This window comes from Enterobacter cloacae complex sp. ECL352 (assembly GCF_020149545.1).
Taxonomy (GTDB): Bacteria; Pseudomonadota; Gammaproteobacteria; order Enterobacterales; family Enterobacteriaceae; genus Enterobacter; species Enterobacter asburiae_B.
The window spans coordinates 1,898,535-1,923,500 of record NZ_CP083709.1; the positions used below are offsets into that span (position 1 = coordinate 1,898,535).

A 24,966-nucleotide genomic window follows, 5' to 3' on the forward strand; every position below is an offset into this window, starting at 1 on the left:
AGAGCTGACAGAACTATGTTCGAACAACGCGTAAATTCTGACGTACTGACCGTTTCTACCGTTAACTCTCAGGACCAGGTAACTCAAAAGCCCCTGCGTGACTCGGTTAAACAGGCACTGAAGAACTATTTTGCTCAACTGAACGGTCAGGATGTTAATGACCTGTATGAGCTGGTACTGGCTGAAGTTGAACAGCCACTGTTGGACATGGTGATGCAATACACCCGCGGTAACCAAACCCGCGCTGCGCTGATGATGGGTATCAACCGTGGTACTCTGCGTAAGAAACTGAAAAAATACGGCATGAACTGATACTAATCAGTTAAATGCTTGTTTAAAAAGGCGCTCTTCGGCATGGGGAAGCGCCTTTTTTATTACCTGCGCTTCTCCGTCAACGCATTGTAAACCTTCGCCTCTCCTGCTTTTCAACCCCGGTTTTTCGTGTATATTTCCCCCACCTTAGTGGCGATCTTCCTGCGGAATGACACAATGATTCGTAAATACTGGTGGCTGGTTGTTTTTGCAATCTCCGTTCTCATTTTCGATGCACTCCTGATGCAGTGGATTGAACTGATGAGCACCGAAACCGATAAGTGTCGCAATATGAACTCCGTCAATCCGCTGAAACTCGTGAACTGCTCAGAGCTCGACTAACCGCCCGATTGCGCAAATCACCCCGTTATTACCCACTAAAAACGGGGATTTAAATCCCTTTGAGCCATTACCTGACGGTGATAATGTCTCGCCCTTCTCAACCGCTCTAGCGTAACCCCACACTCGAGTAGAACCGTCCATGCTGGTCAGCCAATACAACCCTATCCTTGTCGTCCTCTCCTTTGTTGTTGCCATTCTTGCTGCGTATACCGCGCTGAACATGGCTGCACGCGTCGCCGGGAGTCAGGGTGTCGCTGCCCGCGTCTGGCTGGCTGGCGGCGGTATTGCTATGGGGATTGGCGTGTGGGCCATGCATTTTATCGGCATGCTGGCGATGGATCTCTCCATGAGCATGAGCTACAACGCCACCCTGACGGTTTTATCTATGGTCATCGCCGTGGGTTCGTCGCTATTTGCGCTATGGCTTGTGAGCTGCGAGCAACTACGCCTGCGTCGACTGCTGCCCGGCGCGCTGGTGATGGGAAGCGGTATTGTTGCCATGCATTACACCGGCATGGCGGCGCTGGAGGTGATGCCCGGGATAATCTGGGACAAGGTCTGGGTGGCCATTTCGATCGTGATTGCGCTTGCCGCTTCGCTCGCGGCATTATGGCTGACCTTCCGCCTGCGTCGCGAAGCCGCGCAGGTCGTGCTGATGCGCATGGGTGCCGCCATCACGATGGGCATTGCCATTGCCGGCATGCACTATGCCGGGATGAAAGCGGCGCAGTTTCCGATGTCCACAATGGTTCACCATGAGGGTATCAACGGGAGCTGGCTGGCGGTTCTGGTCAGCGTGGTCGCGCTCTCAATTCTTGGGATCACCCTGCTGGTGTCGATGCTGGATGCCCGCCTTCAGGCACGCACCGCCCTGCTGGCCTCGTCGCTGGCAGAAGCTAACCGGGAACTCGCTCAGCTGGCGCTACACGATACCCTGACGCGTCTGCCCAACCGTATCCTGCTGGAAGACAGACTCGATCAGGCCATCAGCAAAGCCGATCGTGAAGGGAATCACTTTGCCCTGATGTTCATGGATCTTGACGGCTTTAAAGCCATCAATGATGCCTACGGCCATGATGTCGGTGACAGGCTGCTGGTCGCCGTTACGCAGCGCCTGCTGCTTCTCCTGAAGGGCCAGTTCACCCTTGCACGTATCGGCGGTGATGAATTTGTTCTGCTGGCAGAGGGAGAAGGTCCGGACGACGCGGCATCGCTGGCGAATTCGCTGGTGCGCGCGATCGATAGCCCGTTCAATCTTAGCCCCTATGAACTGGTGGTGACCCTCAGCATTGGTATCGCGCTGTACCCTCACGACGGCAAAACCGAGCGTGAGCTGATGTTTAACGCCGACGCGGCGATGTATCACACGAAGCATATGGGCCGTAACGGTTATCACTTCTTCCAGCCCTCCATGAACACCCTGGCGCAGACCCATCTCCAGTTAATGAACGATCTGTGGATGGCGATCGATCGCAATGAGCTGCGCCTGCTGTATCAGCCAAAATTTCACGCCCCGGCGGGCCCGGTCCTCGGATTCGAGGCGCTGTTGCGCTGGCAGCATCCTAAGCAGGGGTTACTGACGCCGGACCTTTTTCTGCCGCTGGCGGAAAAAACGGGGCTGATCGTCCCGATTGGCAACTGGGTGATTAATGAAGCCTGTCGCCAGCTGCGGGAATGGCATCTTCAGGGACATCAAAGCTGGTCAATGGCGGTAAACCTGTCGACACTGCAGTTTGAACAACCTTCGCTGGTTAAAACGGTTCTCGACTGCCTGGCACTTCACCAGGTGCCACCGGAAATGTTGATCCTCGAAGTGACGGAAACCACGGCGATGAGCAACCCGGATGAGAGCATACGCGTGCTGACAGAGCTGACGAATGCGGGGGTGAAGGCCTCCATTGATGATTTTGGCACCGGATATTCGAGCCTGCTGTACCTCAAGCGCTTACCGGCCTGTGAATTGAAAATCGACAGGGCGTTTGTGCAAGAGCTCAGCGGCGAGAGCGAGGATGCCACTATTGTCTCTGCGATTGTGGCTCTCGCTAAAACACTTAACCTGAAAGTTGTGGCTGAAGGTGTGGAAACCGAAGCGCAGCAAGCCTTTTTAACCGAGCTGGGCTGTAACACCCTTCAGGGTTATCTGTTAGGTAAACCCGTCAGCGCGCAGACCATAGAAGCACTTTGTGCCCGAGGGGAAATGTTACCTGGCGCTGAACAGTAAGCACCCTCATCTGGCGACACGCGAATAACCGGGAGTGTCGCCAGTATGCTATCGACCAGAGCGGGAGCCTGCTGATAAAGATTAAAACTGTCGTTATTCATTAACCAGTTTTTAATTATTCCGCTAAAAAAACCGTGGAATACAATCAAGGTGAGATCAACATTCACCTGTGGCGAAATGATGTTTCGCGAAATACAGGTCTCCAGCGCGGCGCGTAGCGTGTCATCGTTGAATCCGATACGCTTTCTAATTTCACGTTCAGAAATCATATCGCTGCTAAATTCACACTTATGATACAGAATTTGTAAAAGCGCACATTGCCGGGGTTCATGGGCAATATACTGCAGCGCAGTAATAAATTGCTCACGAAGTTTTAACAATGGATCGTCACTATCGGAAAAGGAAAGCCTGTCGTGAATAATCTCGCGAAGCGGTAATTGCTGTTCCCAGATGGCATTAAATATTTCAGATTTACTGGTGAAGTGCCAGTAGATCGCGCCGCGCGTCACCTTAGCAGCATCAGCGATATCCGTCAGCGTCGTGCTGGCTACGCCCCGCGTCGCAAACTGTTCAATAGCCGCCTCAATCAGCTGCTGCCGGGTTTGTTGAGCCTCTTCTTTCTTTTTACGCGCCATAGGCAACTACTCGTTACTCACAAGGTTTAAAAGTAATATTGCGTTCATGCAAATGTAAGTATTCACTAAAATCCGTTTTAATTTTGCACAAAAAAAGTCACCCCTCTTAATTTATAATCAATATAAATATATCGCTCCAATTAAATTGGCGGAGTGAATAATTAAAAACATTAAACTCATTTACCTGATTAACATGCCTGAAGTATATCCCTGAATGGACCCGGTCTGATTCTGATTTTTTCTACGAGCATGGTCATTCGCACTTATAAATTAAAAAACATTAAATACCCTCATTATTATACGCAGCTACATTTTATTTTTATCCCTCTGCCCCTGCTACCGATTCGCGGCATATATCGGTGAATGGGTATTTAAAGGAACAGTAATGACGAATCATTTCAGACGCTTGCCCTTATCCGGTTTCATTGTCTGCGCGGTACTGCTCACTGGATGCGATGGTCAGGAAAATCAACGGCAACACCAGCAGGCGCCTCAGGTCAGCGTGCATATTGTGAAAAGCGCGCCTCTGGCGGTCACCACTGAACTCCCGGGCAGAACAGATGCATTTCGCGTTGCGGAGGTTCGTCCTCAGGTTAGCGGCATTATCCTGCGCCGTAACTTCGCGGAGGGTAGCGATGTAAAAGCGGGCGAGTCACTTTACCAGATTGATCCTGCGCCCTATCAGGCAGCCTATGACAGCGCGAAAGGCGAACTGGCGAAGGCTCAGGCGGCGGCCAATATTGCGCACCTGACGGTGAAACGTTATCTCCCTCTGGTAGGCACCCAGTATGTCAGTAAGCAGGAGTATGACCAGGCCGTGGCGACGGCTCAGCAGGCAGATGCCAGCGTGGTTGCCGCAAAAGCGGGTGTTGAGAGCGCACGTATCAACCTTGCCTACACCAAAGTGACCTCTCCGGTTGATGGTCGTATCGGAAAATCCAGCGTGACCGAAGGGGCGCTGGTGACGAACGGGCAAGCCGCAGCGCTGGCAACGGTCCAGCTTCTCGATCCGATTTATGTTGATGTCACCCAGTCCAGTAATGATTTTATGCGCCTGAAACAGACAAGCCTGCAAAAAGGTGATATCGCCAGCAACGTTGAGCTGCTGATGGAGAACGGGCAGCCCTACCCGCTAAAAGGCACATTGCAGTTCTCTGACGTCACGGTCGATGAAAGTACCGGCTCGATTACCCTGCGCGCCATTTTCCGGAACCCTCAGCATCTGTTGTTACCCGGCATGTTCGTTCGCGCCCGCATTGATGAAGGCACCCAGCCGGAGGCGATTCTGGTACCACAGCAAGGCGTGACCCGTACACCGCGAGGCGATGCAACCGTCCTGGTGGTGAATGATAAAAATCAGGTTGAGCCGCGAACCGTCGTGGCCCCTCAGGCAATTGGCGATCGCTGGCTGGTGACGGAAGGGCTGAAAAACGGTGACCGCGTGATTGTCAGCGGGCTACAGAAAGTCAGACCCGGGGTAACCGTCGTCGCCACGCCTGATATCACCACGACGCCAGCCGGTTAAGGGACGACGACATGGCTAATTTCTTTATTCAAAGACCGGTTTTCGCCTGGGTACTTGCCATCATTTTGATGATTGCAGGCGGGCTGGCCATTCTCAAACTTCCCGTCGCACAGTATCCGACCATTGCCCCTCCCGCGGTGGCGATATCCGCGACCTACCCGGGAGCCGACGCCCAAACGGTGCAGGATACCGTGACCCAGGTTATCGAACAGAACATGAACGGTATCGATAAGCTGATGTATATGTCCTCCACCAGCGATTCAGCGGGTAACGTCACCATCACCCTGACCTTCGAGTCAGGAACCGATCCGGACATCGCCCAGGTGCAGGTGCAGAACAAGCTGCAGCTCGCCATGCCGCTGCTGCCGCAAGAGGTACAGCAGCAAGGGATTGGCGTGGAGAAATCCAGCAGTAGCTTCCTGCTGGTCGCCGGCTTTGTTTCAGACAACAAAAATCTCACGCAGAATGACATCTCTGACTATGTCGCTTCGAACGTCAAAGATGCCATCAGCCGAACGTCTGGCGTCGGTGACGTTCAGCTGTTTGGCGCTCAATATGCGATGCGCATCTGGCTCGACAGCAATGCGATGAACAAATACCAGCTGACGCCGCAGGATATTATCAACCAGCTGAAAACGCAGAACGACCAGATAGCGGCAGGCCAGCTGGGCGGAACGCCGTCCATTCCCGGGCAGCAGCTGAATGCCTCGATCATCGCGCAAACCCGCCTGAAATCACCGGAGGAGTTTGGCCGCGTGACGCTCAAGGTGAATCAGGACGGCTCGATGGTTCATCTGAAGGACGTGGCTCGTATTGAGCTGGGTGGCGAAAACTACAACATGGTCACTAAAATCAACGGGCAGGCGGCAACCGGCCTGGGGATTAAGCTGGCAACCGGGGCAAATGCGCTGGACACCGCGGCAGCCATTAAGAGCAAGCTGGCGCAACTGCAGCAGTTCTTCCCGCAGGGGCTGAAAGTTGTCTATCCCTACGACACCACCCCTTTTGTGAAAATCTCCATTCACGAAGTGGTGAAGACCCTGTTTGAAGCGATCGTTCTCGTCTTCCTGGTCATGTACCTGTTCCTGCAAAACCTGCGGGCGACGCTCATCCCGACTATCGCGGTGCCGGTCGTTCTGCTGGGTACCTTTGCGGTTCTGGCGGCATTCAGTTTCTCCATCAACACCCTGACGATGTTCGGTATGGTGCTGGCGATAGGTCTGCTGGTCGATGACGCTATCGTGGTCGTTGAGAACGTTGAACGCGTCATGGTCGAAGACAAACTGCCGCCGAAAGAGGCCACGCAGAAGTCGATGGAGCAGATCCAGGGTGCACTGGTGGGGATCGCCATGGTGCTCTCGGCGGTCTTTATTCCGATGGCCTTTTTTGGCGGCTCGACGGGGGCGATCTATCGCCAGTTCTCGCTGACTATCGTTTCCGCTATGGCGTTGTCCGTACTGGTTGCGCTAATCCTTACGCCCGCACTCTGCGCAACGTTGCTTAAGCCCGTATCCGGCGACCATCATGAGAAGAAAGGTGGCTTCTTCGGCTGGTTTAATGCGCTCTTTGATAAAAGCGTGGAGCACTACAGCAACAGCGTGAGCGGTATTTTGCGTAAGACAGGGCGCTATCTGGCGGTGTACATCATTATCGTCGGTGGGATGGCGGTGCTCTTCCTGCGCTTGCCTACCTCCTTCCTGCCCGAAGAGGATCAGGGGGTGTTTATGACGATGGTTCAACTCCCGGCGGGTGCAACCCAGACGCGTACTCAGCAGGTCCTCGATCAGGTTCAGGACTACTATCTGAACAACGAAAAGGCGAACGTGGAATCCGTCTTTACCGTAAACGGCTTTAGCTTTAGCGGCCAGGGTCAGAACGCTGGTATCGCCTTCGTCAGCCTGAAGCCCTGGGAGGAGCGCCCGGGGGCGGAAAACGGCGTTGAAGCCATTGTGGGTCGCGCGACAAAAGCCTTCAGTCAAATTACAGATGGCCTCGTGTTCCCGTTTAACCTGCCTGCAATTATCGAACTGGGTACCGCCACGGGCTTCGATTTTGAATTGATCGATCAGGCCAACCTGGGGCATACCCAGCTGACGCAGGCGCGTAACCAACTGCTCAGCATGGTGCATGAGCACCCTGACCTGCTGGTTCGCGTGCGCCCTAACGGACTTGAAGATACGCCTCAGTTCAAGCTTGATGTCGATCAGGAGAAAGCGCAGGCGCTGGGCGTCAGCCTTTCTGACGTCAACCAGACGATTTCGACGGCCTTAGGTGGCACCTATGTGAATGACTTTATCGATCATGGCCGAGTGAAAAAGGTCTACGTACAGGCCGACGCAAAATTCCGTATGTTGCCGGGAGATATTAACAACCTTTACGTACGCAGCGCGAATGGGGAAATGGTCCCGTTCTCCGCCTTCAGCAACGCTCGCTGGGTGTATGGTTCACCTCGTCTGGAACGCTATAACGGGATGCCCTCTATGGAGATCCTGGGTGAATCAGCCCCGGGTAAAAGCACCGGTGAGGCCATGGCTATGATGGAAAGTCTCGCGGCAAAACTGCCTTCCGGCATCGGCTATGACTGGACGGGGATGTCTTATCAGGAGCGGCTCTCGGGTAACCAGGCGCCTGCCCTGTACGCCATTTCACTGATCGTGGTGTTCCTGTGCCTGGCTGCGCTGTATGAAAGCTGGTCCATTCCGTTCTCCGTTATGCTGGTTGTGCCGCTTGGGGTCATTGGGGCTCTTCTCGCAGCGTCGCTGCGCGGGTTAAACAATGACGTCTATTTCCAGGTCGGCCTGCTGACGACGATTGGTTTATCGGCGAAAAACGCCATCCTGATCGTCGAATTTGCTAAAGACCTGATGGATAAAGAAGGCAAAGGCATTATTGAAGCCACGCTGGAAGCTTCCAGGATGCGCCTTCGACCGATCCTGATGACATCCCTGGCCTTTATTCTTGGCGTCATGCCGCTGGTGATCAGCACCGGGGCCGGGAGCGGCGCGCAAAACGCCGTCGGTACGGGCGTTATGGGGGGAATGCTTTCCGCAACGCTTCTGGCGATTTTCTTCGTGCCCGTTTTCTTTGTGGTTGTTCGGCGACGGTTTACTCACCATAAAGGTTAATGTTTCCCTGAAAAGGCACCTCTGGTGCCTTTTTATTTTTAACTTAAACAACGAATTAGGTTTTACATAAAGGAAGCATTAAGAATATGATGATTTGCATTAAGTGAAAACAGTCTCTTACAACTCCATAATTTCTCCATTAATTCCTCCTGAAACCGACTTTTCTCCACGATTTTTACAAACTACATAATTTGAGATTATTCCTCGTGTAACGAGGACTTACCCCGGTGGTAAAATAACCTCCAGTTCGTTAATAGCCCTCCTGGCTTTATAGCGGATGAGAAATAATACTGAGGTAACATCATGAAAAGATTCATTTCCGTTGCACTTCTCGCTGCGCTGCTTGCTGGTTGCGCGCACGACTCTCCATGTGTACCGGTTTACGACGATCAAGGCCGACTGGTTCATACCAATACCTGTATGAAAGGCACCACCCAGGATAACTGGGAGACTGCGGGTGCTATCGCCGGCGGTGCTGCCGCAGTAGCGGGTCTGACGCTGGGTATTGTTGCCCTGACGAAGTAACATCTGTTGAGAAAGCGCGGCTCTGGCCGCGCTTTTGCTTTTAATGAGTGCAATATTTTCAAATAAGTAAAAAATTAGCCCTGTATTTATTCACTAAATTAATCTAAGCCTGAAGTCAGTCACAGCTTTTTCGCATATTCATTCAAATTACTTATTCTATCGTGATGATTTTCACACATTAAGATTATTGAATACCCTGCCAATATTCACGCTGAAAACTATCTCTTCTTTTTCCTGACCCGACTCGCAACTTTTGCTCCGATTTGTGGCACAGGTTGTAATTTCGCACCGTTTCGGGGCGCTCGTTTTATTTAAGCCTGTCTACACTCAGCATTGAGCGTTCACTCGTCTCTTATTTTGTCGAACGCAAAACTGGCATTACGTTTGCTTTATAAACGTTGGCCAAAGCCACAGACAGGTAAAGCGTTTAAAAACGCCTCTATAACGATAAATTTCGCCACACAGGATGCATTATGAAAAAGACGATGATAGCCAGCCTGGCCGCTGCAGGCATGTTGTTTGCCGTAGCCGGTCAAGCCCATGCGGGAACGACACTGGATGCCGTTAAAAAGAAAGGTTTTGTTCAATGTGGTATCAGTGACGGTTTGCCTGGCTTCTCTTATGCCGATGCGAACGGCAAATTTACCGGTATTGATGTGGATGTCTGCCGTGGCGTTGCAGCCGCCGTTTTTGGCGATGACAGCAAAGTAAAATATACCCCGCTGACGGCGAAAGAACGCTTTACGGCGCTGCAGTCCGGTGAGGTCGACATGCTCTCCCGTAATACCACCTGGACTTCCTCCCGTGATGCCGGCATGGGGATGTCATTTACGGGCGTGACCTATTATGACGGCATCGGCTTCCTGACCCACAATAAAGCGGGCCTGAAAAGCGCCAAGGAACTGGATGGCGCCACCGTTTGTATCCAGGCGGGCACCGATACCGAGCTGAACGTCGCGGATTATTTCAAAGCAAACAACATGAAATACACCCCTGTGACATTCGACCGCTCGGATGAATCGGCCAAAGCGCTGGAATCCGGCCGTTGCGACACGCTGGCCTCTGACCAGTCACAGCTGTATGCCTTACGCATTAAGCTGAGCAACCCGGCAGAGTGGATTGTCCTGCCTGAAGTCATCTCCAAAGAGCCTCTCGGCCCCGTCGTTCGTCGTGGCGATGAAGACTGGTTCTCCATCGTTCGCTGGACGCTGTTTGCTATGCTGAACGCAGAAGAGATGGGCATCAACTCTAAAAACGTTGATGAGAAAGCCGCTAAGCCATCCAACCCGGATATGGCACACCTGCTCGGTAAAGAAGGTGATTTCGGCAAGGATCTGAAGCTGGATAACAAGTGGGCTTACAACATCATCAAACAGGTGGGCAACTACTCTGAGATCTTTGAGCGCAATGTGGGATCGGAAAGCCCGCTGAAGATCAAACGCGGCCAGAACAATCTCTGGAACAACGGCGGTATTCAGTACGCACCACCAGTACGTTAAGTCATAGCTGTAACGGGCACTGCTCCGGCAGTGCCCACTCCAGAGTCATGGTTACTGAGGTTTCTTTATGTCCCATCGCCGCTCAGCCGTAAAAGGATCGCTATCCTTTTCTCATCCCGCGGTCCGCGCCTGGCTATTCCAGATTATTGCTATTGTTGCGGTTGTTCTCATCGCCGTGTATCTCATCCATAACACCATCACCAACCTGAATAACCGCGGCATTACTTCCGGTTTCGCGTTTTTAGATCGCAGCGCGGGGTTCGGTATTGTTCAGCACCTTATTGATTACCAGGAAGGTGACACGTACGGACGCGTGTTCGTGGTCGGTTTACTGAATACGCTATTGGTATCGGCGCTTTGTATCGTCTTCGCGTCGATACTGGGCTTCTTTATTGGCCTGGCGCGTCTTTCTGAAAACTGGCTTCTGCGGAAACTGTCGACTGTTTACATCGAGACGTTCCGCAATATCCCCCCGCTCCTGCAGATCTTCTTCTGGTATTTCGCCGTACTGCGTAACCTTCCCGGTCCCCGCCAGGCCGTCGACGCGTTTGAGCTGTTTTTCCTCAGTAACCGTGGGTTGTCCATTCCTTCTCCTCAACCGGGTGAAGGACTGTACGCTTTTATCGGCGCGATTGTGATAGCGCTTGCGCTCTCTGCGGGGGTATTCCGTTTTAACCGCAAGCATCAGATCAAAACCGGTCAGCTTCGTAGGACCTGGCCCACGGCAGCTGTCCTGATCGTTAGCCTGCCACTAATAGCACACTGGCTGTTTGGGGCAGCGCTGCACTGGGATATTCCACATCTGCGGGGCTTTAACTTTCAGGGCGGGATGGTATTAATTCCCGAGCTGGCAGCCCTGACGCTGGCGCTGTCGATTTATACGTCCGCCTTTATCGCAGAAATCATCCGTGCAGGGATCCAGGCCGTACCTTATGGACAGCACGAGGCGGCACGCTCGCTGGGATTGCCCCATACCGTGACGCTTCGCCAGGTCATCATTCCGCAGGCTTTACGGGTCATCATTCCCCCCCTGACCAGCCAGTATCTCAATATTGTCAAAAACTCGTCGCTGGCCGCTGCCATTGGTTACCCGGATATGGTGTCACTCTTCGCCGGAACCGTGCTTAACCAGACCGGACAAGCCATTGAAACCATCGCCATCACGATGTCTGTCTATCTGATCATCAGCCTGGTGATTTCACTGCTGATGAACCTTTATAACCGCCGTATAGCACTGGTCGAGCGCTAAGGATCTATGATGACAAAAGCGATACTGTCGCACTCCTCGCGCCCTGCCAACTCGACAGGTGGGCGTTTCATTCTGTGGGCGCGTAAGAATCTGTTCTCCAGCTGGAGTAACAGCCTGCTGACGATTGTCTGCCTGTGGCTCATGTGGGAATTGATTCCTCCCCTGCTGAACTGGGCGTTTTTACAGGCCAACTGGGTCGGTTCAACCCGAGCTGACTGTACAAAAGCCGGCGCCTGCTGGGTGTTTATTCATGAGCGTTTCGGTCAGTTCATGTATGGATTGTATCCCCATGAACAGCGCTGGCGGATAAATCTGGCGCTGGTTATCGGCCTGCTCTCTGTCGCGGCTATGTTCTGGAAAAAGCTGCCTCAGCGTGGACGCTATATTGCTGCCTGGGCTGTAGTTTATCCGATTATTGTCTGGGTACTGTTGTATGGCGGTTTCCTGGGACTGGAACGCGTTGAAACACGCCAGTGGGGCGGGCTGACGCTGACGCTGATTATCGCTTCAGTGGGGATAGCTGGTGCTTTACCGTGGGGGATTTTACTGGCCCTGGGACGGCGTTCAAAAATGCCGATCGTCCGTGTGCTCTCCGTTATCTTCATTGAGTTCTGGCGCGGCGTACCGCTTATCACCGTGTTGTTTATGTCGTCGGTCATGCTGCCGCTGTTTATGGCAGAGGGAACAACCATCGACAAGCTGATCCGTGCCCTGGTGGGGGTGATTCTCTTCCAGTCCGCCTATGTCGCTGAAGTTGTACGTGGTGGTCTGCAAGCGTTGCCTAAGGGCCAGTACGAAGCTGCGGAATCACTGGCTCTCGGTTACTGGAAAACGCAGGGACTGGTCATTCTTCCACAAGCACTCAAGCTGGTCATTCCGGGTCTGGTCAACACGATCATTGCCCTCTTCAAGGATACCAGCCTGGTGATCATTATCGGATTGTTCGATCTCTTTAGCAGCGTGCAACAGGCAACCGTTGACCCTGTCTGGCTGGGTATGTCCACCGAAGGATATGTCTTTGCTGCCCTGATCTACTGGATCTTTTGTTTTAGCATGTCGCGCTACAGCCAGCATCTGGAAAAGCGCTTTAACACCGGGCGTACACCGCACTGAGGAAATTATGAGCCAAATAACTATGACACCCGCCGACGCGATGATTACGCTGGAAAATGTGAATAAATGGTACGGACAATTTCATGTCCTGAGGGACATTAATCTTAAGGTAAAGCAGGGAGAACGCATCGTCCTTTGCGGCCCTTCGGGCTCCGGAAAATCCACAACCATTCGCTGTATTAATCATCTTGAAGAACATCAGCAAGGACGCATTGTGGTTGATGGTATCGAGCTGAATGAAGATATCCGCAATATCGAACGCGTACGTCAGGAAGTAGGAATGGTATTTCAGCACTTTAATCTGTTTCCGCACCTGACCGTTCTGCAGAACTGTACGCTTGCGCCGATTTGGGTACGAAAGATGCCGAAAAAGGAAGCGGAGGCGTTGGCAATGCACTACCTTGAACGCGTACGTATCGCAGAGCATGCCAATAAATTCCCTGGCCAGATATCGGGTGGCCAACAGCAGCGTGTGGCTATCGCCCGTTCGCTGTGTATGAAGCCGAAAATTATGCTGTTTGATGAACCGACATCTGCCCTCGATCCAGAAATGGTGAAAGAGGTTCTGGACACCATGATTGGGCTGGCACAATCCGGCATGACCATGCTGTGTGTGACGCATGAGATGGGGTTTGCGCGAACCGTGGCCGACCGGGTGATCTTCATGGACCGCGGGGAGATTGTTGAGCAGGCGCCACCGGATGAGTTCTTTGCGCATCCTAAGTCAGAACGTACGCGAGCCTTCCTGTCGCAGGTGATTCATTAATCTGGTGTCTTGCCCGGTGGCGCGTTGCCTGCCGGGCCTCTGGGCTATGTAGGTCGGGTAAGGCGAAGCCGCCACCCGACTTTTCAGACCGCACAAAGCAAAAAACCCCGCACCTTACGGTACGGGGTTCTTCTTATTTGATGTCTGGCAGTTCCCTACTCTCACATGGGGAGACCCCACACTACCATCGGCGCTACGGCGTTTCACTTCTGAGTTCGGCATGGGGTCAGGTGGGACCACCGCGCTAAAGCCGCCAGACAAATTCTTTTACTTCTTGCCGAACTTTACCCTAAGTATAAAGTGGTGCTGATACCCAGAGTCGAACTGGGGACCTCACCCTTACCAAGGGTGCGCTCTACCAACTGAGCCATATCAGCACGCTAAATTTGATGCCTGGCAGTTCCCTACTCTCACATGGGGAGACCCCACACTACCATCGGCGCTACGGCGTTTCACTTCTGAGTTCGGCATGGGGTCAGGTGGGACCACCGCGCTAAAGCCGCCAGGCAAATTCTGTTAATCTGTATCAGGCTGAAAATCGTCTCTGTCTCTTCGCCGAAACAGCTTCGGCGTTGTAAGGTTAAGCCTCACGGTTCATTAGTATCGGTTAGCTCAACGCATCGCTGCGCTTACACACCCGACCTATCAACGTCGTAGTCTTCAACGTTCCTTCAGGACCCTTAAAGGGTCAGGGAGAACTCATCTCGGGGCAAGTTTCGTGCTTAGATGCTTTCAGCACTTATCTTTTCCGCATTTAGCTACCGGGCAGTGCCATTGGCATGACAACCCGAACACCAGTGATGCGTCCACTCCGGTCCTCTCGTACTAGGAGCAGCCCCCCTCAATTCTCCAGCGCCCACGGCAGATAGGGACCGAACTGTCTCACGACGTTCTAAACCCAGCTCGCGTACCACTTTAAATGGCGAACAGCCATACCCTTGGGACCTACTTCAGCCCCAGGATGTGATGAGCCGACATCGAGGTGCCAAACACCGCCGTCGATATGAACTCTTGGGCGGTATCAGCCTGTTATCCCCGGAGTACCTTTTATCCGTTGAGCGATGGCCCTTCCATTCAGAACCACCGGATCACTATGACCTGCTTTCGCACCTGCTCGAGCCGTCACTCTCGCAGTCAAGCTAGCTTATGCCATTGCACTAACCTCCTGATGTCCGACCAGGATTAGCTAACCTTCGTGCTCCTCCGTTACTCTTTGGGAGGAGACCGCCCCAGTCAAACTACCCACCAGACACTGTCCGCAACCCGGATCACGGGTCTACGTTAGAACACCAGCCATTAAAGGGTGGTATTTCAAGGTCGGCTCCACGCAGACTGGCGTCCACGCTTCAAAGCCTCCCACCTATCCTACACATCAAGGACCAGTGTTCAGTGTCAAGCTATAGTAAAGGTTCACGGGGTCTTTCCGTCTTGCCGCGGGTACACTGCATCTTCACAGCGAGTTCAATTTCACTGAGTCTCGGGTGGAGACAGCCTGGCCATCATTACGCCATTCGTGCAGGTCGGAACTTACCCGACAAGGAATTTCGCTACCTTAGGACCGTTATAGTTACGGCCGCCGTTTACCGGGGCTTCGATCAAGAGCTTCGCGTTGCCGCTAACCCCATCAATTAACCTTCCGGCACCGGGCAGGCGTCACACCGTATACGTCCACTTTCGTGTTTGCACAGTGCTGTGTTTTTAATAAACAGTTGCAGCCAGCTGGTATCTTCGACTGATTTCAGCTCCACCCGCAGGGGCTTCACCTACATATCAGCGTGCCTTCTCCCGAAGTTACGGCACCATTTTGCCTAGTTCCTTCACCCGAGTTCTCTCAAGCGCCTTGGTATTCTCTACCTGACCACCTGTGTCGGTTTGGGGTACGATTTGATGTTACCTGATGCTTAGAGGCTTTTCCTGGAAGCAGGGCATTTGTTACTTCAGCACCGTAGTGCCTCGTCATCACACCTCAGCGTTAAAAGGTACCGGATTTACCTGGAACCTCCGCCTACATGCTTAAACCGGGACAACCGTCGCCCGGCTAACATAGCCTTCTCCGTCCCCCCTTCGCAGTAACACCAAGTACAGGAATATTAACCTGTTTCCCATCGACTACGCCTTTCGGCCTCGCCTTAGGGGTCGACTCACCCTGCCCCGATTAACGTTGGACAGGAACCCTTGGTCTTCCGGCGAGCGGGCTTTTCACCCGCTTTATCGTTACTTATGTCAGCATTCGCACTTCTGATACCTCCAGCATGCCTCACAGCACACCTTCAACGGCTTACAGAACGCTCCCCTACCCAACAACGCCTAAGCGTCGCTGCCGCAGCTTCGGTGCATGGTTTAGCCCCGTTACATCTTCCGCGCAGGCCGACTCGACCAGTGAGCTATTACGCTTTCTTTAAATGATGGCTGCTTCTAAGCCAACATCCTGGCTGTCTGTGCCTTCCCACATCGTTTCCCACTTAACCATGACTTTGGGACCTTAGCTGGCGGTCTGGGTTGTTTCCCTCTTCACGACGGACGTTAGCACCCGCCGTGTGTCTCCCGTGATAACATTCTTCGGTATTCGTAGTTTGCATCGGGTTGGTAAGCCGGGATGGCCCCCTAGCCGAAACAGTGCTCTACCCCCGAAGATGAGTTCACGAGGCGCTACCTAAATAGCTTTCGGGGAGAACCAGCTATCTCCCGGTTTGATTGGCCTTTCACCCCCAGCCACAAGTCATCCGCTAATTTTTCAACATTAGTCGGTTCGGTCCTCCAGTTAGTGTTACCCAACCTTCAACCTGCCCATGGCTAGATCACCGGGTTTCGGGTCTATACCCTGCAACTTAACGCCCAGTTAAGACTCGGTTTCCCTTCGGCTCCCCTATACGGTTAACCTTGCTACAGAATATAAGTCGCTGACCCATTATACAAAAGGTACGCAGTCACACCAAGAAGGTGCTCCCACTGCTTGTACGTACACGGTTTCAGGTTCTTTTTCACTCCCCTCGCCGGGGTTCTTTTCGCCTTTCCCTCACGGTACTGGTTCACTATCGGTCAGTCAGGAGTATTTAGCCTTGGAGGATGGTCCCCCCATATTCAGACAGGATACCACGTGTCCCGCCCTACTCTTCGAGTTCACAACCTGTGTGCTTTCGTGTACGGGACTGTCACCCTGTACCGTGCGACTTTCCAGACGCTTCCACTAACACACAAGCTGATTCAGACTCTGGGCTGCTCCCCGTTCGCTCGCCGCTACTGGGGGAATCTCGGTTGATTTCTTTTCCTCGGGGTACTTAGATGTTTCAGTTCCCCCGGTTCGCCTCGTTAACCTATGTATTCAGTTAACGATAGTGTGACGAATCACACTGGGTTTCCCCATTCGGACATCGCCGGGTCAAAGGTTCATATCACCTCGCCGGCGCTTTTCGCAGATTAGCACGTCCTTCATCGCCTCTGACTGCCAGGGCATCCACCGTGTACGCTTAGTCGCTTAACCTCACAACCCGAAGATGTTTCACTTCTGATTGCGAAAATTTGAGAGACTCGAACACACATAACATGTGTGTCGTTTCAATTTTCAGCTTGATCCAGATTTTTAAAGAGCAAAACTTCTTAATGCACTCAAAAGTACATTCAGAAGTTCATCATTCATCAGACAATCTGTGTGAGCACTGCAAAGGCAGGTTCTTTAAGGTAAGGAGGTGATCCAACCGCAGGTTCCCCTACGGTTACCTTGTTACGACTTCACCCCAGTCATGAATCACAAAGTGGTAAGCGCCCTCCCGAAGGTTAAGCTACCTACTTCTTTTGCAACCCACTCCCATGGTGTGACGGGCGGTGTGTACAAGGCCCGGGAACGTATTCACCGTAGCATTCTGATCTACGATTACTAGCGATTCCGACTTCATGGAGTCGAGTTGCAGACTCCAATCCGGACTACGACGCACTTTATGAGGTCCGCTTGCTCTCGCGAGGTCGCTTCTCTTTGTATGCGCCATTGTAGCACGTGTGTAGCCCTACTCGTAAGGGCCATGATGACTTGACGTCATCCCCACCTTCCTCCAGTTTATCACTGGCAGTCTCCTTTGAGTTCCCGGCCTAACCGCTGGCAACAAAGGATAAGGGTTGCGCTCGTTGCGGGACTTAACCCAACATTTCACAACACGAGCTGACGACAGCCATGCAGCACCTGTCTCAGAGTTCCCGAAGGCACCAATCCATCTCTGGAAAGTTCTCTGGATGTCAAGAGTAGGTAAGGTTCTTCGCGTTGCATCGAATTAAACCACATGCTCCACCGCTTGTGCGGGCCCCCGTCAATTCATTTGAGTTTTAACCTTGCGGCCGTACTCCCCAGGCGGTCGACTTAACGCGTTAGCTCCGGAAGCCACGCCTCAAGGGCACAACCTCCAAGTCGACATCGTTTACGGCGTGGACTACCAGGGTATCTAATCCTGTTTGCTCCCCACGCTTTCGCACCTGAGCGTCAGTCTTTGTCCAGGGGGCCGCCTTCGCCACCGGTATTCCTCCAGATCTCTACGCATTTCACCGCTACACCTGGAATTCTACCCCCCTCTACAAGACTCTAGCCTGCCAGTTTCGAATGCAGTTCCCAGGTTGAGCCCGGGGATTTCACATCCGACTTGACAGACCGCCTGCGTGCGCTTTACGCCCAGTAATTCCGATTAACGCTTGCACCCTCCGTATTACCGCGGCTGCTGGCACGGAGTTAGCCGGTGCTTCTTCTGCGGGTAACGTCAATTGCTGTGGTTATTAACCACAACACCTTCCTCCCCGCTGAAAGTACTTTACAACCCGAAGGCCTTCTTCATACACGCGGCATGGCTGCATCAGGCTTGCGCCCATTGTGCAATATTCCCCACTGCTGCCTCCCGTAGGAGTCTGGACCGTGTCTCAGTTCCAGTGTGGCTGGTCATCCTCTCAGACCAGCTAGGGATCGTCGCCTAGGTGAGCCGTTACCCCACCTACTAGCTAATCCCATCTGGGCACATCTGATGGCAAGAGGCCCGAAGGTCCCCCTCTTTGGTCTTGCGACGTTATGCGGTATTAGCTACCGTTTCCAGTAGTTATCCCCCTCCATCAGGCAGTTTCCCAGACATTACTCACCCGTCCGCCGCTCGCCGGCAAAGTAGCAAGCTACTTTCCGCTGCCGCTCGACTTGCATGTGTTAGGCCTGCCGCCAGCGTTCAATCTGAGCCATGATCAAACTCTTCAATTTAAGTTTGATGCTCGTGAATTAAACTTCGTAATGAATTACGTATGTTCACTCAGAGACTTGGTATTCATTTTTCGTCTTGCGACGTTAAGAATCCATGTCACTTTGAGTGCCCACACAGATTGTCTGATAAATTGTTAAAGAGCAGTGCAACGCGGCGTTAAGCTCACCGTTGCGAGGTCCCGTATATTACGTTTTCCTCTTTCAGAGTCAACCCGTTATTTCAGAATTTTTCTCTTCAACCGACCGCGTTGTCTGTGAAGTGATTCACATCCGCCGTGTCGATGGAGGCGCATTATAGGGATCCCATTTTTTAGCACAAGTATTTTTTAGATCTTTTTTTCCGACTGCTGATTTTCCGCGCTTTTCGCTGAAATCCCGCCCGATCTGCTTAAATATTGACGTATTTTGCCTTGCCGCGATCCATTAATATGATCAAAGTCTTCTGTATAGCGCTCATTGTTAGAGGTAGATATGCCCGCAGTATTACGTCCTTATAAAGATCTGTTCCCCCAAAAAGGCGATCGCGTGATGATCGATGCCAGCAGCGTGGTGATCGGCGATGTCCGAATGGCCGATGATGTCAGCATCTGGCCCCTCGTCGCCATCAGGGGAGATGTTAACTATGTGTCGATTGGCGCCCGTACCAATATTCAGGACGGCAGCGTTCTGCATGTCACGCACAAATCCTCCTATAACCCGGACGGTAATCCCCTCATCATTGGAGAAGAGGTTACCGTCGGCCATAAAGTGATGCTTCACGGCTGCACTATCGGGAATCGCGTACTTGTTGGCATGGGGTCGATTTTGCTGGATGGCGTCATAGTAGAAGATGACGTAATGATTGGTGCCGGCAGCCTGGTCCCGCAGAACAAACGGCTGGAGAGTGGCTATCTCTATCTGGGAAGCCCGGTAAAACAGATCCGCCCCCTGAAGGAGGCGGAGATCGAAGGATTAAAATACTCGGCGAACAACTACGTTAACTGGAAGAATGACTATTTGGATCAGGACAACCAAACCCAGCCCTGATCGTCTTCCTGCTGTTCGCGGATTAAATCGCTGGCTTCCTCTTCCAGATCCCAGCGATTTTCACAAAATATCGCTATCGGGTCTGAACCGCCAAAACGGCGCAACAGCGTCTCCCCATGAATGGCACAGGTAAGTTGCATCCCCTGCACCAGCACCGGAAAACAGACCGCTTGTTTAGTCTCATCCCAGTTCTCTCTGTCCGGGAAATGGATAGCCTGGTTCACGCCGAAAGCCCCTGCTTTAACTTTTCAATGACAGGTTCGACCGCAGGCAACACGCCATGCCAGAGCAGCACCGCATGCGCGGCCTGACCCACCAGCATTCCCAGTCCATCGGCTAACTGCTTCGCGCCGTGTTGTTCACACCAGTTAAGGAAAGGCGTTTTCCCTTTCTGATAAAACATGTCATAGAAGTACATATGCGCGCTGACCAGAGAAGCAGGAATTAACGGGATCTCGCCATTGATGCCGCTGGACGTGGCATTGATGACAAGATCGAACTCACGATCGGCAAGATCGTCAAGCGCTACCGCGCTCACGCTGCCGGTATGCTCAAACAACGCCGCCAGCGCTTCCGCGCGGGAAAAGGTTCTGTTGGTAATGGTCACCGCACAGTCCAGTGAAAGCAGAGGCAACAGTACTCCCCGCGATGCGCCACCCGCACCAATCAGCAGGACCCGAAACCCGGGCTTAATAAACGACAGTCGTTCCAGATCGCTAAGTAAACCAATTCCGTCGGTGTTGTCACCCAAAAGGCGCCCATCCTCAAGCCGTTTTAGGGTATTGACTGCACCAGCCAGTGAAGCGCGCTCGGTCAGTTCATCCGCACGTTCAAAGGCTTCCTCTTTAAAAGGAACCGTCACATTCGCGCCTTTACCGCCCGCGGCGAAAAAAGCCTCCAGCGTTGGAATAAATGCATCCACCGGGGCCAGTACGCGACCATAGGGATGATTTATCTGCAGCTGCTTCGCAAATTGCTGATGGATCAACGGTGACTTGCTGTGTGCAATCGGATTACCAAAAACAGCATAGGTTTCCATGAGATTACCCCTGGCGAAAACGTTCGCCGGTCAAGGCGTCGCGAATTTCAGACGGATTCAGGCGCCCTCCCGTTTCACCGACAGCGACTGGGAAGTCATTCCCGAACTGCGCCAATACTTCTTCGGTTGTCCGACAAGGTGGCAATCCGGTCAGGTTGGCGCTGGTTGAGACCAGCGGTTTACCAAATGCCAGGCAAAGTTCAACCACCAGCGGATGGTCAGTTACGCGAACGGCGAGGGAATCAAAACGTCCGGTTAACCAGCGAGGCGTAGTCGGCTGCGCCGGGAAAACGAAGGTCACCGGGCCAGGCCACGCGGAGAAGATCGTCTCGCGCTGCGCCGGCGTCAGCATGGAGTCATCGATATAGGGTTTAAGCTGCTCATAATTCGCAGCGATCAAAATCAGCCCTTTCTCGACGGGTCTTTGTTTTAAGGCAAGCAGTCGGCTTACGGCCGTCTCGCTGTCAGGATCGCAACCGACTCCAAAAACAGCTTCAGTTGGATAGGCGATGACTTCTTCTTTTTTCAGTACGTCCACAGCATGCGCAATGGAGCCTGATGGCAGGTTATTATTCACTATTTTGATCCGCCGTAACCGGCTTTCCACATTGTTTACTGGCGCAGAAGCGTTTCATGCCTTGCGCGGTTTTCTTCTCTATAAGTAGCGGATAATTGCAATGAGGGCAGGTTCCCGCTACCGGTTTAAAATTGATAACGAACTGGCATTCAGGGTAGCGATCGCACGAATGGAAAGTCTTACCATAACGGGAACGGCGCTGTACCAACTGACCGCGCTGACACTGAGGGCACGCAATTGCCGTTTCATCAGGCTTATCAATTTGTTCCGTATGCTCACATTCCGGGTAGCGGCTACATCCAATAAACATGCCGAATCGCCCCTGCCGCAGGGCTAATTCACCACCGCAGAGTGGGCAATACTGACCCTCCAGAATTTTAACGATATGTCCATCCGCCTGGCTTTTCAGGGGACGGACATAATCACATTCCGGATAGTGTGAACAACCGAGAAACGGGCCGTGTTTCCCGGACCGAATAACAAGTTCAGCCCCGCACTGCGGGCAGGGCTCGTTTTTATGCACCGTGAATAGTGCTGATTTGGCCATAACAACTCTTGGTGCTGCACATTGAATTAGTGCAGCATACCTTCATTCACTTCAAAGAGTAATTCTTCCATTTGCTGATAGGCGTTTTCACAGCCCGGGATATTAAACAGAACCATCAGGATCACCCATTTGAGGTCTTCCAGTTCAAATTCTGCTGTATCCAGCGCCATGACGCGCTCTATCACCATTTCTCTCGTTTCGAGGTTCAGCACCTGAATCTGCTCAAGGAATAAGATGAACCCCCGGCAGCTGGCGTCCAGCCTTTCACACTCTTCCGCTGTATAAATGCGTACTGACAATGGGTCAGAAGCAAGCTGCATCGGTTCGGCGAGGCCTTCCTGATAATCAGCCAGTTTTTCCAGCCACATCAACGCATTATAGATATCTTCCCGCTCAAACCCCGCATCGGTAAGATCCTGTGTCAATTTGTCCTGATCCACTCGCATTTCTGCTTCGTTATGGATGTAAGTCTCAAACAAATACATCAGTACGTCGAACATGGCATGCCCTCCTTAATCGGACATAGCCGCCGGGTACAGCTGCGATCCACCCTGCTAACTCCAGTTCGAGTAGCTGTGCTACCGTTACTGGCACAGGTTGGCCGGCACGTTCAGCGACAACGTCAACAGGTGTTACCTCATCTCCTACGTTAGCCAGGAGCTTGGGAAATGGCAATGCCACCTTTCCCTGATCTGATGAATATTGTCGCTTTTCGGGATCTTCCTGCAGCCATTGCAACCCATATTGCAAATTTTCAAGAATATCTCCTACTTCCGTTACCGGCGTTGCCCCTTGCTTAATCAGCCAGTGGGGCCCCTCGCATCCGGGATTACCTATCGGTCCAGGCAAGGCGAAGACTTCTCTCCCCTGTTCGAGCGCGCATCGCGCCGTGACCAGCGAACCGCTTCGGCGCGCCGCTTCAACCACCAGCACGCCTTTGCTAAGCCCGCTGATAATCCGATTCCGACGCGGAAAGTTTGCCGGCCTGGGCTGTGCGGAAAGCGGAAACTCAGACACTATCGCGCCGTCAGATTCAATAAGCCGCATCGCCAGTGCCTGATGCCGGCGCGGATAAATGCTAAAAAGACCGTTCCCCAGCACCGCTACACTTCGTCCCTTAACTGACAGCGCCGCGCTGTGGGCTACGCCGTCAATACCGCAGGCCAGCCCGCTGGTGATCGTGAAACCGCTTTGAGAAAGTTGTTCGCACAGGATTTTCCCCCATCGCTCGCCGTACCATGACGGCGCACGACTACCTACCACCGCCAGCTGAATGGTATTAAGCGCCTCAGGATTACCTTTTATGAATAACGCCCCGGGATAATCAGGGATCGTGCGGAGCAAAGGGGGATATAGGGGATGGTTGGGCGTTAATAAATGATGTCCCGGCTGCTCAAGCCACACAAGGCTACGTTCCAGCTCGCTCTCATCGAGTGCAAAGAACCGTTCAGCCTGCTTTGCTGTCAGCCCGGCCTCTCTGGCGACGAGCACGTTGAGGTGTTCCAGCTTCTGCAGTCGCGCAGCCGCTTCCAGCATTACATCACCACACAGAGACCCAGTGTGTACTAGCCGTAGCCATATCTCGGTAGACGTCATCCTTTCCCCTGCCATAAGCGGCCTCCGCAATCATTGCGATTGGTCACTGATGCTGTCAATCGATGGGGGATTTGTCTAGAATAGAGAGAGTATTCTTATCAACTCCTGAACACGACTCTGGAAATTTATGGCAGTTTTGCAAGTGTTACATATTCCGGACGAGCGCCTTCGCATCGTCGCTGAACCGGTCAAAGAAGTGAATGCAGAAATCCAGCGTATCGTTGATGATATGTTCGATACCATGTACGCCGAAGAAGGCATTGGCCTGGCGGCGACGCAGGTGGACATTCATAAGCGTATTATCGTGATTGATGTTTCCGAAAATCGCGATGAGCGTCTGGTGCTGATCAACCCTGAGCTGCTCGAAAAAAGTGGCGAAACCGGTATTGAGGAAGGCTGTCTGTCCATTCCTGAACAGCGCGCTTTAGTACCGCGTGCCGAAAAGGTGAAAATTCGCGCGCTGGATCGTGACGGTAATCCGTTCGAACTGGAAGCAGACGACCTGCTGGCAATTTGTATTCAGCATGAGATGGATCACCTGGTCGGTAAACTGTTTATCGATTATCTCTCGCCGCTCAAGCAGCAGCGTATTCGTCAAAAAGTAGAGAAACTGGATCGTTTGCGTTCTCGCGCATAACGTCCCCCCGGATACAAGGATCATCGTGTCTAAAACACTACGTATTATCTTCGCGGGAACCCCTGATTTTGCAGCGCGTCATCTTGACGCGCTGTTATCGTCTGGTCACCAGGTTGTTGGCGTCTTTACCCAGCCGGACCGTCCGGCAGGTCGCGGCAAAAAACTGATGCCGAGCCCGGTAAAGGTGCTGGCAGAAGAACATGGGCTACCCGTATTCCAGCCCGCATCGTTGCGCCCACAGGAAAATCAGCAGCTGGTTGCTGACCTGAATGCCGACGTAATGGTAGTGGTGGCTTATGGTTTAATTCTGCCAAAAGCCGTGCTTGATATGCCCCACCTGGGTTGCATCAACGTGCATGGGTCTCTGCTCCCGCGCTGGCGTGGTGCTGCACCAATCCAGCGCTCGCTGTGGGCTGGTGATGCCGAAACGGGCGTTACTATCATGAAGATGGACGTAGGTTTAGACACAGGCGATATGCTGTATAAACTGGCGTGCCCCATAACGTCAGACGATACCAGCGCTACGCTGTATGACAAACTGGCAGACCTTGGCCCACAAGGGCTTATCGAGACGCTCCAGCAGCTTGCAGACAATACGGCGAAACCGGAAGTTCAGGATGACGCGCTGGTGACTTATGCCGAAAAACTGAGCAAAGAAGAAGCGCGTATCGACTGGTCCCTGTCAGCCGCGCAGCTTGAACGCTGCATTCGCGCTTTTAATCCGTGGCCGATGAGCTGGATGGAGATTGATGAGCAGCCGGTGAAAGTCTGGAAAGCCTCCGTCATTAGCGGTACTACCACGGCTAAACCCGGTACGATTATTGACGCCAACAAGAACGGAATTCAGGTGGCGACTGGGCAAGGGATCCTCAATCTTGAATCGCTACAACCGGCCGGTAAGAAGGCCATGAGCGCTCAGGATCTGTTAAATTCCCGTCGCGAATGGTTTATTCCGGGCAATCGTCTTGCCTGAGCAAATCTATCCTTAAGGCCCGGTGTTTCCGGGCATTT

At 52.8% G+C, this 24,966-nt stretch carries 20 protein-coding genes, 1 tRNA gene and 4 rRNA genes; 13 read left to right on the forward strand and 12 right to left on the reverse strand.

The features are described 5' to 3' along the window. Positions 1-15 precede the first annotated feature (15 nt). The 3 genes from fis (at position 16) to LBF07_RS09295 (ending at position 2,875) form a co-directional block, all read left to right on the forward strand. Entirely contained in the window at positions 16-312 is a 297-nt protein-coding gene (fis, locus tag LBF07_RS09285) for a DNA-binding transcriptional regulator Fis (RefSeq protein WP_000462905.1), read from the forward strand. 177 nt (positions 313-489) lie between these two features. After that, the gene (locus tag LBF07_RS09290; RefSeq protein WP_008502862.1) at positions 490-654 is read left to right on the forward strand and encodes a DUF2556 family protein; all 165 of its coding nucleotides are present in this window, start codon (positions 490-492) and stop codon (positions 652-654) included. Positions 655-793: 139 nt separating this feature from the next. Beyond that, positions 794-2,875 (forward strand): bifunctional diguanylate cyclase/phosphodiesterase, encoded by a 2,082-nt coding sequence (locus tag LBF07_RS09295; protein WP_094934485.1) that lies wholly within the window; start codon positions 794-796, stop codon positions 2,873-2,875. Here the strand turns inward: LBF07_RS09295 and envR are convergent. Then, positions 2,791-3,510: an acrEF/envCD operon transcriptional regulator gene (gene envR / locus LBF07_RS09300; protein ID WP_072057700.1), complete on the reverse strand. Its 720-nt coding sequence runs from the start codon at positions 3,508-3,510 to the stop codon at positions 2,791-2,793. The genes LBF07_RS09295 and envR overlap by 85 nt on opposite strands. Before the next feature lie 385 nt (positions 3,511-3,895). Here envR and LBF07_RS09305 point away from each other — a divergent pair, with 385 nt between their 5' ends. The 7 genes from LBF07_RS09305 (at position 3,896) to LBF07_RS09335 (ending at position 13,312) form a co-directional block, all read left to right on the forward strand. Beyond that, a complete protein-coding gene (locus tag LBF07_RS09305) occupies positions 3,896-5,035 on the forward strand; it encodes an efflux RND transporter periplasmic adaptor subunit (protein WP_047059010.1) in 1,140 nt (379 codons plus the stop codon). 11 nt (positions 5,036-5,046) lie between these two features. Then, positions 5,047-8,160: an efflux RND transporter permease subunit gene (locus LBF07_RS09310; protein ID WP_094934486.1), complete on the forward strand. Its 3,114-nt coding sequence runs from the start codon at positions 5,047-5,049 to the stop codon at positions 8,158-8,160. 303 nt (positions 8,161-8,463) lie between these two features. Beyond that, positions 8,464-8,685, forward strand: a complete 222-nt coding sequence (locus tag LBF07_RS09315) for a lipoprotein (protein WP_008502867.1) — start codon at positions 8,464-8,466, stop codon at positions 8,683-8,685. Between the two features lie 473 nt (positions 8,686-9,158). Continuing rightward, complete coding sequence (locus LBF07_RS09320; RefSeq protein WP_023333654.1) at positions 9,159-10,184, forward strand: amino acid ABC transporter substrate-binding protein; 1,026 nt, start codon at positions 9,159-9,161, stop codon at positions 10,182-10,184. Between the two features lie 67 nt (positions 10,185-10,251). Then, complete coding sequence (locus LBF07_RS09325) at positions 10,252-11,433, forward strand: amino acid ABC transporter permease (RefSeq protein ID WP_023309438.1); 1,182 nt, start codon at positions 10,252-10,254, stop codon at positions 11,431-11,433. Positions 11,434-11,442: 9 nt separating this feature from the next. Next, on the forward strand, positions 11,443-12,546 hold the full coding sequence (locus LBF07_RS09330; protein ID WP_033146777.1) for an amino acid ABC transporter permease: 1,104 nt from the start codon (positions 11,443-11,445) through the stop codon (positions 12,544-12,546). A gap of 7 nt (positions 12,547-12,553) precedes the next feature. Then, positions 12,554-13,312 (forward strand): amino acid ABC transporter ATP-binding protein, encoded by a 759-nt coding sequence (locus LBF07_RS09335; RefSeq protein WP_023309440.1) that lies wholly within the window; start codon positions 12,554-12,556, stop codon positions 13,310-13,312. Positions 13,313-13,454: 142 nt separating this feature from the next. On the opposite strand, the gene rrf (LBF07_RS09340) is transcribed toward LBF07_RS09335, so the two are convergent. From rrf (LBF07_RS09340) to LBF07_RS09360, 5 genes are all read right to left on the reverse strand, one after another. Continuing rightward, positions 13,455-13,570: ribosomal RNA gene (gene rrf / locus LBF07_RS09340) — 5S ribosomal RNA — on the reverse strand. A gap of 43 nt (positions 13,571-13,613) precedes the next feature. Then, positions 13,614-13,689: transfer RNA gene (locus tag LBF07_RS09345), tRNA-Thr, on the reverse strand. Between the two features lie 14 nt (positions 13,690-13,703). Beyond that, positions 13,704-13,819: ribosomal RNA gene (gene rrf, locus LBF07_RS09350) — 5S ribosomal RNA — on the reverse strand. 69 nt (positions 13,820-13,888) lie between these two features. Then, positions 13,889-16,793 (reverse strand): 23S ribosomal RNA (locus LBF07_RS09355). Between the two features lie 198 nt (positions 16,794-16,991). Beyond that, positions 16,992-18,533: ribosomal RNA gene (locus tag LBF07_RS09360) — 16S ribosomal RNA — on the reverse strand. The 16S, 23S and 5S rRNA genes sit together here with 1 tRNA gene alongside, the layout of an rRNA operon. Positions 18,534-19,004: 471 nt before the next feature. On the opposite strand from LBF07_RS09360, the gene LBF07_RS09365 reads away from it, so the two are divergent. After that, positions 19,005-19,559: a gamma carbonic anhydrase family protein gene (locus LBF07_RS09365; RefSeq protein WP_058841964.1), complete on the forward strand. Its 555-nt coding sequence runs from the start codon at positions 19,005-19,007 to the stop codon at positions 19,557-19,559. Here the strand turns inward: LBF07_RS09365 and LBF07_RS09370 are convergent. The 6 genes from LBF07_RS09370 to dprA are packed head-to-tail and all read right to left on the reverse strand — an operon-like array spanning position 19,535 to position 23,318. Next, complete coding sequence (locus LBF07_RS09370; RefSeq protein WP_033146779.1) at positions 19,535-19,783, reverse strand: DUF1488 domain-containing protein; 249 nt, start codon at positions 19,781-19,783, stop codon at positions 19,535-19,537. The genes LBF07_RS09365 and LBF07_RS09370 overlap by 25 nt on opposite strands. After that, entirely contained in the window at positions 19,780-20,598 is an 819-nt protein-coding gene (aroE, locus tag LBF07_RS09375; protein WP_094935730.1) for a shikimate dehydrogenase, read from the reverse strand. Before aroE ends, LBF07_RS09370 begins: the two co-directional genes overlap by 4 nt. Positions 20,599-20,602: 4 nt before the next feature. After that, positions 20,603-21,175 (reverse strand): L-threonylcarbamoyladenylate synthase type 1 TsaC, encoded by a 573-nt coding sequence (tsaC, locus tag LBF07_RS09380; RefSeq protein ID WP_033146781.1) that lies wholly within the window; start codon positions 21,173-21,175, stop codon positions 20,603-20,605. Beyond that, a complete protein-coding gene (locus LBF07_RS09385) occupies positions 21,168-21,722 on the reverse strand; it encodes a type I DNA topoisomerase (RefSeq protein WP_023309445.1) in 555 nt (184 codons plus the stop codon). The genes tsaC and LBF07_RS09385 overlap by 8 nt, the downstream gene beginning before the upstream one ends. Before the next feature lie 26 nt (positions 21,723-21,748). Next, positions 21,749-22,222 carry a DUF494 family protein Smg gene (gene smg, locus LBF07_RS09390; RefSeq protein WP_008503477.1) on the reverse strand — a complete coding sequence of 158 codons (474 nt, stop codon included), beginning with the start codon at positions 22,220-22,222 and terminating at the stop codon, positions 21,749-21,751. Further along, the gene (dprA, locus tag LBF07_RS09395; RefSeq protein WP_094935732.1) at positions 22,194-23,318 is read right to left on the reverse strand and encodes a DNA-protecting protein DprA; all 1,125 of its coding nucleotides are present in this window, start codon (positions 23,316-23,318) and stop codon (positions 22,194-22,196) included. The genes smg and dprA overlap by 29 nt, the downstream gene beginning before the upstream one ends. Before the next feature lie 127 nt (positions 23,319-23,445). On the opposite strand from dprA, the gene def reads away from it, so the two are divergent. Together def and fmt are read left to right on the forward strand one after the other, a co-directional pair. After that, positions 23,446-23,955, forward strand: a complete 510-nt coding sequence (gene def / locus LBF07_RS09400; protein ID WP_006812188.1) for a peptide deformylase — start codon at positions 23,446-23,448, stop codon at positions 23,953-23,955. A 25-nt stretch (positions 23,956-23,980) separates the two neighbouring features. Then, entirely contained in the window at positions 23,981-24,928 is a 948-nt protein-coding gene (gene fmt, locus LBF07_RS09405) for a methionyl-tRNA formyltransferase (RefSeq protein WP_094935729.1), read from the forward strand. Positions 24,929-24,966 lie beyond the last annotated feature (38 nt).